The sequence below is a fragment of the Nostoc sp. NMS4 genome (assembly GCF_017115095.1).
Classification (GTDB): Bacteria; Cyanobacteriota; Cyanobacteriia; order Cyanobacteriales; family Nostocaceae; genus Nostoc.
On sequence record NZ_JABXKI010000290.1, the window covers coordinates 1 to 13,625 of the forward strand.

Consider the following 13,625-nt stretch of genomic DNA (forward strand, 5'->3'; position numbering starts at 1 on the left):
TGGTATTGCTCATATTGAAATACTGTTTTTTAGGAAAACGTTCTGCTTATTCCTATTCTTACCAAGATTTAGGGCAAGAAACCAGGAAGGGGTTACGCAAGTTAGAAGGCAACTAAACAAAAAAAATTATGCCAGGTTGAAATTTTTATCTAAAAATCAAAAATAACCTGCAACAGGGAGAATAGGAAAATCATGCGTAATAATACTGAACTGTTAAGTTCGACCGCTTATAAGTTCAGTGAAACGACGATGGCTTATTCTGGCTTGACTAGAGAAAATAATGACAGCTTAAAAGAAAATATACGCAGCTCCAATTTCTGAGGAATAGGAGTTACAACAAGGGAATGTATATGGCAACAAGTGAGTCCTCTTTACGAACTGATGGTATAGAATTATTACACTTGTACCACCAGAATCCTTCTATTAAACTTCGTAATAAACTTGTACAGTTACATACTGGCTTAGTGCGGAAGATGGCTCATAAATTCAGCCATCAATGTAATGAACCTTATGAAGATTTAGAACAAATCGGTTATTTTGGTTTAATTAGGGCAATTGAGCGCTTCGACCCTAGCCAAGGATATGCTTTTAGTTCCTTTGCAGTGCCATACATTCGCGGTGAGATGCTGCACTTTTTGCGCGATCGCAGTACTCTATTAAAAATCCCCCGTCGTTGGCAAGAATTGTACAATGAAGGACAAAAGATTCGCAAGGACTTGTCAATGTCTTTAGGTCGCCCGCCCAAGGATGCTGAAATTGCTGACCAACTTCGCGTGTCTGTGCATGAATGGCAAGAAACCAAGTTAGCGGCTCAAAACCGGATGCCTTTGAGTTTAGATGCGACCGCAGTTAACTATGTTGATTGTCAAATAACCTTGGGTGAGGCACTTCCTTGTCCTCGTTCTCATGTGCTTCTGCAACAAGAAGAAGAACGCCAACAACTCCAAGGCGCGATAAACATGCTGGAAGAAAAGCCCCGGATGGCAGTTGAAATGGTATTTTTGAAGGAACTTTCTCGCAAGGATGCTGCTAAAAATATTGGTACTAGTCCAATGACGGTAACGCGCTACCTGCAAAAGGGAATTCAAGATTTGATTTGCTATTTGCAACCACAGGTAATGCCCACTGGATCGTAGTCATTTGAGGGAGATGACGGAGAACAGTACAAGAGTTATTAAAGATCACAAGAATTTAGAAGTTTATAAAATGGCTTTTGATTCAGCCATGATAATTTTTGAACTATCAAAAATTGCAACTATCCGGTATATCCACTTGCTTGAAAAATCTGTTCGGCGGTTAAATTTAACTCTGGGAAAGCAGACGAGATGATGCAATCGCTGCCTCGAAATTGCCTGATTTGGTATTCTCCTTCAACTAACGAGTAAACCCAGATAGTTGGTTGTTTGGGATTGCCTATAAACCGCTTACCACCTAAAGCTGCATAATCTACAATCCAGTATTCGGGAATGCCTACTGCCTCATAGTCAGCTACTTTTTTTAAATAATCATCTCTCCAGTTGGTACTTACCACTTCAATTACTAAGGGAACTGATGCTGCTTGGCTTACAGTCGATTCTTTTTTCCACAGAGGTTCATTTACTAAATTAGTCCGATTTAATATCAGCACATCTGGAGAATAAGCTGATTGACCTGACAATGGTTTAATGAACGCCGTTTTGGGAAGGAGGTAGGGAAGTTTTAGCCTCTTAATTTCGGCAGATATTTCTAGTGCCAAAAATCCAACGACCTCTTCATGGTCGCCTGTTGGTGGTGCCATCTCAACAATTACTCCATCATGCAGTTCATAACGTTGTTGTAGGTTTTCTGGATACCAAGCGATAAATTCATCGAATGTTACTAGTTTACGTAAGGCTTGAATCATAATTTATTGTCCCCCTGGTACTCTACGAGTGATTCAGGAATCAAATCGGATTGCTATATATGCTACATACAACCAAGTTCTCAGCAGTCTAGTACATAATAATTAACAAACCATCACCTTGGCTAACGAGATTTTAAATCAGCGATCGCACCTTTGGTCATAGCAGCAATAGCTTGGTCTGTGGCTTTCGGCAAATGATAATATTTACCTCCTGCTGTTTGCGATAATTCTTTAGCAAAGCCCGTAGACACAAATTTACTTTCCGTATCAATTACTAATAGTTGCATCCCCAAAGCCCGAATTCTGGCAGCAATTTCTAATAATTCTCCTTTGATATCTGGCTTTTCGCCTGGTTCTAGCTGTTCACCCAAAGAACGCGCTAAGGGAATATTACCCCGTCCATCGGTGATTGCTACAAGGACAACTTGCCCAATATCTCCACTCATCTGAGCATTTAAGCCGACGCGCACAGCTTGAGTTAAACCATGCGCTAAAGGCGAACCTCCACCACAGGGCAATCTTTCCAAGCGGTTACGCGCTAAAGCAATAGAACGTGTTGGCGGTAATAATACCTCCGCCTGTTCTCCCCGGAAGGGAATTAATGCTATTTGGTCGCGGTTTTGATAAGCTTCTGTCAACAGTTGCATCACCGCACCTTTAGCCGATTGCATTCGATTCAGAGCCATTGAGCCAGAAGCATCTACTACAAATACTACCAACGCTCCGGCTTTGCGTACCAGGCGTTTCGAGCGAATATCAGCTTGTTCAACAATAACTTTTCTATCTGGGTGTTTTTCTCTTCGGGCTTTTTGATAAGGTGCAGCTGCTCTCAAGGTAGCATCTACTGCAATGCGTCGCGCTTTCCCCTTGGGCAACATCGGCTTAATATAGCGTCCCCTGTCATCAGAAAAGATGACACTACGACTACCCGATTTACCTTGCCGCTTCGCCATTTGAGTGAAGTAAAGCACGTTGTCATCCAGAATTACCCCTTCTGGATCAAAAATGAATTCTTCCGGGATACTGGGGGGTTCTTGCTCTTGATTTTCTTCCTTTTCCTCCTGTTCTTCTTCTTCCTCCTCCTCAGATTCGTCCTGGGGTTCTTCTTGATTCTGTTGCGGTGGGGGTGGTGGCGGTGGAGGCGCTTGATCGGGTGGCGGTGTCTGCACAACTGTGGCGCGTGGTACAATTACCAATTCCACAGCACGGCGCAAATCTTCGGCATTAACTGTTGTTCGTCCCTCCAAAGCCGCCGCAGCTTTGGCTACCCGCGTGGCGAATAACTCAGCGCGATGTCCCTGAACTCCGCCGCGAATCGCCTCATCTACTAAATAGGCAATTTGTTCATGGGTGATGATGACTTCTTTCAACCATTCCCGCGCCAAGATAATTTGGGTTTTGAGAGAATCTAAATCTTCGTCGTACTGCTTGAGGAAATCTTGGGGAGATTTAGAATAAGCGATCGCCACTTCAACTGCTGCTACTCTTTGATCTAAGCCGAGTACACCGTCAGCAGAAAGGGCGATCGCAATTCTATCTAACAAATGCTCTCGTAATCCGCCTTCTTCTGGGTTATAGGTGGCAATAAATAAGGATTTACACGGATGCTGAAAACTAATCCCTTCTCGTTCTATCTGGTTGCGTCCCTCAGATAATACTGTTAGAAGTTGATTTGATATTTGATCATCTAATAAATTAATTTCATCTACGTATAGTACACCACGGTTGGCGGTAGCGAGTAAACCGGGCTGAAAAATCGTATCACCTTGTTTTACCGACTTTTCTACATCTACTGAACCGAGGAGTCGGTCTTCAGTGATACCTAGAGGAATTTGTAAAAAAGGCGCGGGGATAATTTCGACGGGAACATCTTGAATGTCTTTATCTGCGTACTCCGCCAAAAGTTGATCGTCCCATTCTTCTGGGTGGTTGGGGTCGCAATTACTAATTGAACCTTTGACAACTTCTATCGGCGGTAGTAGAGCGTGAATAGCACGAGCCATTACAGATTTTGCCGTACCGCGACGACCTGCGATCGCTACTCCTCCCAAACCAGGATCAACGGCTGCTAACAGCAAGGCTAATTTAATTGCTTCTTGACCAACTACGGCTGTCAAGGGAAAGGCAGTGATTGTGGGATTGATAGTAGGCGCAGCCATTGTTTGCAATATAGCGAGTCTCGGCCTTTAGCATACCAATTTCTGACACCTTTAGAATAAGTATTATGGCAATGAGAGAAAGGTAAGGTTATGAGTATTGCTCAGGCTAAACGCTTCACACTGGATGAATACCACAGGCTTGGAGAATTGGGCTTTTTCCATGAGGATGAGCGAATTGAATTAATTAATGGAGAAATTATTCAAATGGTAGCCAAAGGTACAGCTCATGAAACTTGTTTAAGAAAACTGTTGAAGCAACTCCCCAAAATACTGGGAGACGAGGCTACTTTGCAATCTCAAGCTCCGATTGCTTTGCCGCCTAATAGCGAACCTGAACCGGATTTTGCGATTGTTCAAAACCGAGATGATAATTATCTATCGTCTCACCCTAAACCGACTGATGTGTTATTGGTGATGGAGGTTGCAGATTCTTCTTTAGCTTATGACCAAGATGTGAAAATACCTCTCTATACTAAAGCAGGTATTACTGATTATTGGATATTCAATTTATTTGATAATTATTTGGAAGCTTACAGTGAACCATATCAGGATAATCAAGGCAGATATGGCTATTCAAATAAGCGAATTTTCTTATCAAATGAGGTAATAATTTTTCCCTGCTTCCCTGATTTATCTCTTGATTTAGCTAGGGTGTTTCCGCCAAAGCTGAATTTTTAAACTTTGTTATAGAATTAAGTCATAAGACAAAAGAGTAAGTTTTATGGCTTATAGTGATTTTAAACTTATTGAAGTTATTGATTCTTTTGGTTTAGTTATCCGCGAGTCATCTGGACTATTCGCAGATACACAAGAACAAGAGTGCAGTGATTTGTTATCTACTATTCTTAGGGAAAATGTTGATTTAGCAGTAGCGATAAGTTCCGAAAAAGCTCGTAGTGAAATGATAATTAGTCCAATTTTGCTAGAAATTAGACGCAAATTTAATTATGAGATAAGTTTGTTTTCTGGAGTTGATTTTACTGTTGATAGTCAGCGAGGATTAAACGGCTTTTGTGATTTTATTTTGAGTCTTTCTTCGGAGCAGTTACTTGTACGTAGTCCGGTGATTGTCCTAGTAGAAAGTAAAAATGAGAATTTGAGGTCTGGTTTAGCCCAATGTATTGCCGAAATGGTAGCTGCTCAGTTATTTAACGAGAAAGGTGGAAATCAAATTAAAGCTATATATGGTGCTGTTACTATCGGTACTATCTGGCAATTTCTTAAGCTTGAAGGTAATGTAGTTGCGATTGATTTGAGTGAATATTATATTAAGGATATCAAGAAAATTTTAGGTATTTTGTATGGTGCGATCGCGCAAAGTAAGCCGTAAATTATTTATTAGCTAAAATATTTCTGAAATAATACCATAGAGCATTTTTAAAGTTCATGGATATGGGTGAGCGCTTTTACGAAATCTTCATGAATAACTATATTGACATCTAGAAGCAGCTATGCCAATGTATATTTAAGACAGCAAAATAACCGCACTCTAAAGCGCAGGTTTTTGGTGTTGTCTCAGCAGCAGAATTCCTAGTTTCCTGCCAAGCTTCGCGTCATCCCTTCGGCTGAGTATTCAGTCCAATGTCGGGTCAACTGATTGACTAGACTTTCAACGGGAAGACAAGATGTTTGGATGAATGTTCAGGGGAAAGGATGACGCGAAACTTGGTAGGAAGCCAGGAGTTCTACGGCTGAGACTTGAACCAAACGAAAGCGACGGTAGAGAGCTTTATCGCAGGGTAGTACTTTTTGAGTACAAATTCCTCGTATAAAGCCTTGTTACTGCTAGATGTGTAATTTGTTGAAGCTGTCCAGTTCACCAAAGAATACTGGATACATTACAATGCAACACGTTAATCAATCTTCCAATAGACAAACAAGCCAGCAGCAACTAAAAGTTGGCATCTATTGCGATTTTCAAAATGTTTATTTAAGTCAAAATATAGCAAGTTCATTGCTGGCTTTTGCCAAAGCAAGGGGGAGTTTAATTATTAGAAGAGTCTACTATAATTCACTATTTGAAAACCAGGCTTCTGCAAAAGAGAATCTCCAACGTATTGGTTTTCAATGTGAAGATGTTACCTGCTCTTTAAAGAACAGTGCAGACAATCAACTTAAATCTGATTTAATTGACGATGTATATAACAATCAGTCCCCAGATATTTTTATCCTTGTGTCAGGAGATGGCGACTTTGCAAATCCAGTTAAATTCCTGAAAGACAAGGATAAAAATGTCATAATCTTTGCACGACGAGGTAATGTAAAACAAAGTCTGAAAAACCTTGCTGATGAACTTTACTTTGTAGATGAATTGCCTCAATTGGTTCTCAATAATAATCAGCTTGAAACTACTGATATTGAGTTTCAAATTAATTACAATGACGCTGTTAAGTACCTAATTGAATCTACGAAAACTTCCTTAAGCCAAGGCAAGTCTACCGTATTTGGATACATTGACAAATTGATGCGTCAGCGTTGCCATAAATATCAGGGCTTTTCCTCTATTTCTATGTCTGACGGCAAGAAGTTTAAAAACTTTAGTCAGTTTGTTGATGCTGCTGTAAGAGATGGTAAAGTCCAAAGGCAAGGTCAGAAATTGTTTTTAATTGAGTTTGACAAACTAGCTGCTTAAAATAGCTTTTAAAAACCCAGTTTAGTAAAGACTGGGTTTTACTAAAACACCGCAATTTGCGGTGTTTTAATGTCTAAAGACAATCACACTTGTACAGTTTCCCAACAGTCAATTTCTGCAACAAGACACAAGATAAAATGCACAAACTTCTAATATTCCATAATGAAAAACTTCTACGCCGCGCACTTACCCACCGTTCTTATGTCCACGAAAACCCCGGAGAAGGCGAACACAATGAACGCCTAGAGTTTCTCGGTGATGCTTTGCTGAATTTCTTAAGTGGCGAATATCTCTATGGTCGTCATGTAGAAATGGGAGAAGATGAATTAACCCGGCGGCGTTCGGCGCTGGTAGATGAGAAGCAATTGGCAAAGTTCGCTGAAGAGGTAGGTTTAGACTTTAGGATGCGGCTAGGAAAAGGCGCAATTCGAGATGGAGGCTACCAAAATCCTAATTTGCTCAGTAGTACCTTTGAAGCAGTTCTTGGTGCTTACTATTTGGATAATAAGTCAAATATTGAAACCGTTCGCGCAATTATAGAACCACTATTTGATTCTGTAGATCCTAAGCATATAGTTGTATCTCGTTCTAATGTAGACTCAAAAAACCGCTTTCAAGAATGGGTGCAACGCAACGTTACTCCAAATCCACCCAAATATTTCACAGAACAAATAGGAGGACTTTCTCATGCGCCAGAATTCATAGCCAAAGTATTGGTAGATGAAAAAATTTATGGAGAAGGTAAAGGACGTAATAAAAAAGATGCAGAAAAAGCTGCTGCTGAAGACGCGCTAGCTAATCTGAAAAAACAAGGTTTATTGTAGAGCTATATTTTGTTTGTCTAATTGTCATAATAGAGGGAGAATAGGAAATAACCAATGTCCAATGACAAATGACAAATGACAAATGACCAATGACAAATGACTAAAAAATGGTTCCGAATTGGGATGTTGAGTATATTTATCCTCTCACTCGCCTTGAGGTTTTGGGGATTGGAGCGATTCAACACTCTGGTTTTTGATGAAGTTTATTTTGCTAAATTCGGTAATAATTATCTCACGCATACGCCATTTTTTAATGCTCATCCGCCCCTGAGTCAATATATGATTGGCATCGGCATTTGGATTGGCAGTCACATTCCTTTTTGGCACGATACGGTAAATGGGCTGACGGGTTCAATGCGATCGCCTTGGACTTATCGTTGGTTTAATGCCCTTACTGGCTCATTTATCCCTTTAGTTGTGGCTGCGATCGCTTATCAATTGAGTTATCGCCGTACCTTTGCAATAATTGCAGGTTTGTTCACAGCTTGTGATGGCATCTTTCTAGTTGAATCTCGCTATGCTTTAAGTAATATTTATATCGTCATTTTTGGTTTATTAGGACACTGGTTTTTATTATTGGCATTAGATAACCAAAATCGGCAACGTTCTTTTTGCTTAGTTTTTGCTGGTATTACTTTTGGTGCGTCTGTCGGTACTAAATGGAACGGTTTATGGTTTTTGTCAGGTGCTTATCTCATTTGGATAGTAGCTTGGGTAATTCATTTAATGCATTCTTTTCCTAACCCCTTTACATCCTTATCATTGAAGGAGGGAAGAGCTAGGAGGCAGGATAGCGCAGCGTTAGCGAGTCCGCGAGCGTCGGCAGAAGGTAGAATTCAGGAGGTAGAAGGCGTAAGTCAGGAGTCAGAAGCTAGGAGTTATGAGGCAGGAGTTAGTACTTATTCTCCTTCATCTCCCTCATCTCAGACACCACTACAAAACTTGACTCAATTAAATATTTTCCAGATGTTATTTTATCTAGGAATTATCCCAGCTTTTATCTACAGCATAATCTGGATTCCTCACCTTCAACTAGATAAAACTTATGGATTTATTGCAGTACATCAGCAAATTTTGAAGTTTCACTTACATTTAGGTGGTAATAATTCTGATGTGCATCCTTACTGTGCTGCCTGGTACAAATGGCCTTTGATGACTCGACCAATGGCATATTATTATCAAACGGCTGAAAGTATCACCGAACCCTTACCTGTGATGGGACCACCTTTACCTGCTGGTGCTGGGCGAGTTATTTATGATGTCCATGCAATGGGCAATCCATTTTTGTGGTGGTTTGGTGTTGCCGCTATGTTATTTTTAATAGGAATGCTGGTGTCACAAGTCGTAATTCCTTTGGTGAAGGAAAAGCGTTTTTCTGTACCTGCAACTCTTAGTGTTGATACTTGGATTGCTTTGTATTTAGTTATAAATTATGCTGCTAACTTATTACCTTGGGTGAAGGTGACGAGGTGTGTTTTTATTTACCACTATATGTGTGCAGTGGTATTTGTATTTTTAGCGATCGCTTGGTTTGTCGATCAATGCCTTCGTAGTTATTATCAACAACTCCGGGCGCTAGGTGTCACCATTACTTTTATCATTGTGGTTGCTTTTATTTTCTGGATGCCCATTTATTTGGGCTTACCCCTCTCCCCTGACAGTTACAAGCTACGAATGTGGTTTAACTCTTGGATTTAATTAAAGAGACATTAGGTATAGGAAGAATAATCACTCCTAACTAATTTCTCAATTTAACATAACTACACAACATATATCTGAGCTAATAATATTACAATTTATCACTAAATACATTAGAGATTTTCGGAATTGCTCTCGAAAATATGTTGCCCAAAAAACTCGAAGATTTACTTTACTTTTTTACCACTTATACTTTAACAAACAAAGCCCGATAAACAGCCTCACCTTTTTTTTGCGTGCCTATTTCCCGTTCTGTGGGGACTGATAGTGGATTTTCGGCTAGCCATTCTTCTGCACCAACTTTCTGAAAAGCTAAATTAGCAGCAAAGCGATCGCGCATTTCCACCGCCACAAATTCCATATCTGATTGCAGAAATACCAACCCCCCAACCGCGAGATAATTAGCTAACTCTGCCACTAGTTCTGGTTGGACTACACGACGTTTAGCATGGCGCGTTTTAAACCAAGGATCAGGAAATTGAATAGTAACACGTTGTAAACTTCCTGAAGGGAGGGAAGATAAAAGCGATCGCAGTGAGTTATTCACATTGCAAAATAAATAGTGCAGGTTTGTTAGACCGAACTCAGAACGTAACTTATTCGCTTCTATCACCAGAGGTTCCCGAATTTCCAACCCTAGAAAATTCCAGTTAGGTTCTATCTTGGACATATTCAACAAAAATAGCCCCTTTGCACAGCCAATATCTAAATGTAGTGGTTGATTTGGCTTTGCATAAATTTTTTCCCAGTCTTGGGGACTTGCTGGTGTTTGATACTTTTTACCAAGTGGATTAACATGCTGACGGACTCGGACTGCTGCCAAAATTTGTTCTCCTTTACGTGAAAATATCCTGTGGTGAAACTTCAGATTATATCAATTCAAAAAATGTTTGCGACCAAACACCCTCCCCGAAGCCTTGTAGAGGGTTGGATAGGGTCTTATCTATGTATTGCATTCTTTTTTCAAATTGGTATTACAAGGAAGTCTAGCAAAAGGATGCCAAAAATTATCGGTCTATCATTCAATTGCCTACCCAGCAACAAGTTTGTACAGCAGTCTCAGTCAAATACGTCATACTTGCACTGTTTTTTGAGGTTTTTGAGAAATTTATATTTTGGAAGTCCCTCATTTTGCATTAATCTCTAGAATTAAAATGCCTTAACACATTTGCTTTAGTCGTGGAGCGAGGAAACTTAAACAGTGGATATTTTAGATTTGTTTTATAAGGGTGGGCCAGCGATGTGGCCATTGCTAATTCTGTCGATTCTGGCTTTGAGTGTGATTTTCGAGCGTTTGTGGTTTTGGTTGCGAATTTTGACTCAGGAAAAGCAAATAGTTGATCGCATCCTGGATGCTGCTCAGGATAATTGGGAAGCAGCTGCGGATATCGCACAACAAGCAAGCCATCAACCTGTTGGGCGTTTTCTCTACGCCCCTCTACGTTTAACCAAAAGTGATGCGGAAACCTTTCGACTAGCACTAGAGGCTACGGCAGAAGACGAATTAGCTGGGATGCGAAGGGGCGAAAAACTTTTAGAAGCCGTGATTGCCCTAGCGCCACTATTGGGATTGTTAGGCACGGTTTTAGGTCTGATACACTCTCTACGCTCAATTCGGATTGGCGATTTGGGAACTGAATCTACCGCCGGAGTGACTACTGGTATTGGTGAATCCTTAATTAGTACGGCAAGTGGGCTAATAGTTGCCATTATTAGTTTAGTATTTTACCGCCTATTTCAAAGTTTTGTAGTCAACCAAGTCAAAGTTTTTCGGAAGGCAGGGAATGAGATGGAATTGCTCTATCGCCAGTCTCCTCCTGATTTTAGTAATAGGACATCACCAATTGTGCGAGAAAATTTCACTCCACCCCGCAAGCCAGGAAAGACTAGAGTTGCTGAACCTCCTGAACCCCCAAATACACCTAATTAATAATCAATAATTCAACCCCTGAACCAGGCTTGAGAGTAAAACATGAAAGTTAATCTACATACACCAATTGAAGAAGTCCAAATTCAAATCATCCCTTTAATTGATGTCGTTTTTTGTATACTGACGTTTTTTTTATTAGCGGCATTACAATTTACACGGCAACAGGCAATAAATGTTGATTTGCCTAAAGCCAGCCCCAGTATTGTATCTGGAATCACATCTCAGAGTGGAAGTGTGATTGTGACTATAGATGCTGTGGGCAATACTTACATAGAAAAACAGCCTGTAAAACAGGAAGATTTAAGACAGAGTTTAAAACAGTATCTCCAAGCCAATCCTAATGCCGTTATAGTGCTGAATGCTTCGCGCACAGCAACTTACAATGATGTGATTGAGACATTGGATTTGTTACGACAAGTAGGAGGCGATCGCGTTTCTTTGGGAATTATCCCTGGCCCATCTCAACCATCCCCAAACTCACCTAACCAACCTACTGTCCCCACTTTCCCAATCAATCCTGGTGCTACAACACTTCCAGGCATCAACCCCGAAGGGAATATTACCCCAAAATTCCCCTTAGCACCTAATTCTGTACCCTTTCCTAGCATCACTCAGCCTCCAACGGGGCAAGGCATCAGTCCTATCAATCCTGGTATTTCTCCCGTGGTTCCTAACTCACCAGCGCCTCTAGCACCCAAAAAAACCCAACCTCCTCTTAAAAGATGAGATAGGGAATGGGGCATGGGACACTTGTACTGAGCGAACGCGAGTGCGTCTCCAAGAGTTGTCGTTGGCGCAGCCTCTCGTAGAGAAGTATTGGGCATGAAGAAGAGACAAGGTAGACAAGGAAGAGGGGGGAGACAAGGGAGAGATTTATTCAATAATTCCCCCTTGTCCCCCTTGTCTCCCTTGTCCCCCTTGTCCCCAAGCGATCGCTCCCCACTTCCCCTTCAAACCTTTTCCCAAACCTAAAGATATCTAGAATAAATCTCGGCTAGATAAAAAAAAACTGCTAATTTACAAATAATTGGTTGAGCTTTAAAGATTTTTCCAGCTATAGATTGAGCAAATTATCACCAATTACCATCCACATTTCATACCAAATTGGGGAAGGATGTCTTGTTTCACCAAATAGGTTAACAATCTGAAAAACGCTTATATAAAGCATATTTCAGTGTGTCCTAATTACGAATTACGAATTACGAATTAGTATCAGGGGTTGTGGCATGAACATCGTGACGCTTTTAATTGTTTGGGTAGTAACAGCTATCAGCTTGTTGATAATTAGTAAGTTGCCTTTGGGAGTTGAAATTGATACTCCTGGTAAAGCGTTCCTTTCTGCCGCAGTGCTTGGTATCGTAACGGCAATAGTCAGACCGATTTTAAGCCTCATTTTTGCAGTACCAAATCTACTCACATTGGACTTATTATCCGGCATTTTCACCTTTATGATTGCCGTAGTTTGTTTTAGTATTGCTGCTTGGTTAGTAGAGGGCTTTCGCTTGCGTTATGGGATTTGGAGTGCTGTTATTGGGGCATTTACGCTGACTATAATTAACAGCTTAATCTACAAAATATTGGGAGTATAAAGCTAAGAGTTAGGAGTTAGGAGTTATTAACAATTCCTCACTCATAACTCTTAACTCATCACTGCCAAATTCTAACTATTCGTTGGAACTTGGGGGAGCAACTGGGGTAGTTGATTGTTGTTTACGTTGCTCGCGTTTTTTGCGATCGGCTGAGAGGATATCTGCCATCACCACTAGCGCTTGTGCCATTTTGTCTAGGTTAGAGCGGTATAACTCCAAATCCTTGTTGAGTTTGTCATCGGAGATGTGCAAGCCAGCAGCGATCGCTTTCAGCGCCTCAGTGAGTTGCTTTTCGTCTTTGACTAATTCAGGATCTGACTGTTCTAATAACGAAAATACACCAATTGCGAACAAACGGTTGTATTTAAAGTTAGGATTGTTAGCGATCGCTTGCAGGTGTGCTTGCAAGTCAGCATCTCGATCTAAGAAAGTAGTTTGACTGAGCCACCCAATTAAATCTTTAACTGGCAAACCCTTCGCTACAGCTTGCAATCTCTGGGCATCCTGTCGATATTGTTGCGGATCTTTTTCTATAGCCTTACATAAGGCGTTAAAAATTGATTCTTGATCCCGTTCTGGTTGATAGCCTTCCATGAAGCGATCAAAAGTAGTGACGACACCCAAGGCATAAATTGGATTGTAGCTAAAATCGATATTTACTGACAGCAGATGCATTTCCACCATCAATTCTTCTACTACCCGACGATAAATAGTGTTGATCGGACGGGTGTGAAGATTATAGAAAGTTCGCTTTGTATCAGAGACTGTACGGACGTTATTCACAAAGAAAAAAGAAATGTTAAGGGCGACGTATCTTTATTTTGTCGCTTAAAGGCTACTTTGCCAAGTTGAGCTTTTAGCGGCTGACGGTTTCATTTATAATATATACACATCAGAAGTATTTTATAAGC

At 40.7% G+C, this 13,625-nt stretch carries 13 protein-coding genes; 9 read left to right on the forward strand and 4 right to left on the reverse strand.

From position 1 onward, the window contains the following. Positions 1 to 350 precede the first annotated feature (350 nt). On the forward strand, positions 351 to 1,136 hold the full coding sequence (locus tag HWQ37_RS27215; protein WP_292753496.1) for an RNA polymerase sigma factor SigF: 786 nt from the start codon (positions 351 to 353) through the stop codon (positions 1,134 to 1,136). Between the two features lie 119 nt (positions 1,137 to 1,255). Here HWQ37_RS27215 and HWQ37_RS27220 read toward each other — a convergent pair whose 3' ends face one another. Both HWQ37_RS27220 and bchD read right to left on the reverse strand, forming a co-directional pair. Beyond that, positions 1,256 to 1,882, reverse strand: coding sequence for a Uma2 family endonuclease (locus HWQ37_RS27220; RefSeq protein ID WP_292753498.1), 627 nt, complete (start codon positions 1,880 to 1,882; stop codon positions 1,256 to 1,258). A 122-nt stretch (positions 1,883 to 2,004) separates the two neighbouring features. After that, positions 2,005 to 4,041, reverse strand: coding sequence for a magnesium chelatase ATPase subunit D (bchD, locus tag HWQ37_RS27225; protein ID WP_292753501.1), 2,037 nt, complete (start codon positions 4,039 to 4,041; stop codon positions 2,005 to 2,007). Between the two features lie 90 nt (positions 4,042 to 4,131). Between bchD and HWQ37_RS27230 the strand changes: the two genes are divergently transcribed. The 5 genes from HWQ37_RS27230 to HWQ37_RS27250 all read left to right on the forward strand — a co-directional run bounded on the left by HWQ37_RS27230 (position 4,132) and on the right by HWQ37_RS27250 (position 9,195). Further along, positions 4,132 to 4,719 carry a Uma2 family endonuclease gene (locus tag HWQ37_RS27230; RefSeq protein WP_292753503.1) on the forward strand — a complete coding sequence of 196 codons (588 nt, stop codon included), beginning with the start codon at positions 4,132 to 4,134 and terminating at the stop codon, positions 4,717 to 4,719. A gap of 43 nt (positions 4,720 to 4,762) precedes the next feature. Continuing rightward, on the forward strand, positions 4,763 to 5,371 hold the full coding sequence (locus HWQ37_RS27235) for a hypothetical protein (RefSeq protein WP_292753507.1): 609 nt from the start codon (positions 4,763 to 4,765) through the stop codon (positions 5,369 to 5,371). Positions 5,372 to 5,884: 513 nt separating this feature from the next. Then, positions 5,885 to 6,673 carry an NYN domain-containing protein gene (locus HWQ37_RS27240; RefSeq protein ID WP_292753510.1) on the forward strand — a complete coding sequence of 263 codons (789 nt, stop codon included), beginning with the start codon at positions 5,885 to 5,887 and terminating at the stop codon, positions 6,671 to 6,673. Between the two features lie 137 nt (positions 6,674 to 6,810). After that, a complete protein-coding gene (gene rnc, locus HWQ37_RS27245; RefSeq protein ID WP_292753513.1) occupies positions 6,811 to 7,497 on the forward strand; it encodes a ribonuclease III in 687 nt (228 codons plus the stop codon). Between the two features lie 96 nt (positions 7,498 to 7,593). Continuing rightward, positions 7,594 to 9,195: a dolichyl-phosphate-mannose--protein mannosyltransferase gene (locus HWQ37_RS27250; RefSeq protein WP_292753516.1), complete on the forward strand. Its 1,602-nt coding sequence runs from the start codon at positions 7,594 to 7,596 to the stop codon at positions 9,193 to 9,195. A 187-nt stretch (positions 9,196 to 9,382) separates the two neighbouring features. On the opposite strand, the gene trmB is transcribed toward HWQ37_RS27250, so the two are convergent. After that, positions 9,383 to 10,018 carry a tRNA (guanosine(46)-N7)-methyltransferase TrmB gene (trmB, locus tag HWQ37_RS27255; RefSeq protein WP_292753519.1) on the reverse strand — a complete coding sequence of 212 codons (636 nt, stop codon included), beginning with the start codon at positions 10,016 to 10,018 and terminating at the stop codon, positions 9,383 to 9,385. A 378-nt stretch (positions 10,019 to 10,396) separates the two neighbouring features. Here trmB and HWQ37_RS27260 point away from each other — a divergent pair, with 378 nt between their 5' ends. From HWQ37_RS27260 to HWQ37_RS27270, 3 genes are all read left to right on the forward strand, one after another. After that, entirely contained in the window at positions 10,397 to 11,125 is a 729-nt protein-coding gene (locus HWQ37_RS27260; protein WP_292753522.1) for a MotA/TolQ/ExbB proton channel family protein, read from the forward strand. Between the two features lie 42 nt (positions 11,126 to 11,167). After that, entirely contained in the window at positions 11,168 to 11,851 is a 684-nt protein-coding gene (locus HWQ37_RS27265; RefSeq protein WP_292753525.1) for an ExbD/TolR family protein, read from the forward strand. A gap of 500 nt (positions 11,852 to 12,351) precedes the next feature. Further along, positions 12,352 to 12,714: a phage holin family protein gene (locus tag HWQ37_RS27270; protein WP_289798955.1), complete on the forward strand. Its 363-nt coding sequence runs from the start codon at positions 12,352 to 12,354 to the stop codon at positions 12,712 to 12,714. A 75-nt stretch (positions 12,715 to 12,789) separates the two neighbouring features. On the opposite strand, the gene psb29 is transcribed toward HWQ37_RS27270, so the two are convergent. Further along, positions 12,790 to 13,497: a photosystem II biogenesis protein Psp29 gene (psb29, locus tag HWQ37_RS27275; protein ID WP_292753528.1), complete on the reverse strand. Its 708-nt coding sequence runs from the start codon at positions 13,495 to 13,497 to the stop codon at positions 12,790 to 12,792. Positions 13,498 to 13,625: the final 128 nt, after the last annotated feature.